The sequence below is a fragment of the Bacillus sp. SIMBA_005 genome, assembly GCF_046535585.1.
Classification (GTDB): domain Bacteria; phylum Bacillota; class Bacilli; order Bacillales; family Bacillaceae; genus Bacillus; species Bacillus pumilus.
Genome location: NZ_JAWRWI010000339.1, coordinates 1 through 275 on the forward strand (window position 1 = coordinate 1; position 275 = coordinate 275).

At 48.7% G+C, this 275-nt stretch carries 1 protein-coding gene; it reads left to right on the forward strand.

Going from position 1 to position 275, the window contains the following annotated elements; translation table 11 throughout:
* Positions 1–275, forward strand: a 275-nt coding sequence (locus SB660_RS20385) for an MFS transporter (protein WP_410584140.1), incomplete at both ends; no start/stop codon positions are given.

The following is a 275-nucleotide window of genomic DNA, read 5'->3' on the forward strand; positions in this document are numbered from 1 at the left end:
GGAAAGAACGCTTCATTTGAGTTCCGTTTGGGTCAGTGTATGCTACTTTTTGTTCGGTCTGTCAGCGGTATGCGGCGGCCCGTTCGGAGGCTGGCTGTATGACCGTTTAGGAGCATTTAAAAGCATCATGCTTGTGACCGTTTCTTTCGCTCTGATCCTGTTTATTCTTCCGCTGACAACGGTTTCTTTAATCATTTTCCTGCCTGCGATGGTGATCTGGGGATTGCTCAGCTGGAGCCTTGCGCCGGCGCAGCAAAGCTATTTAATCAAAATTG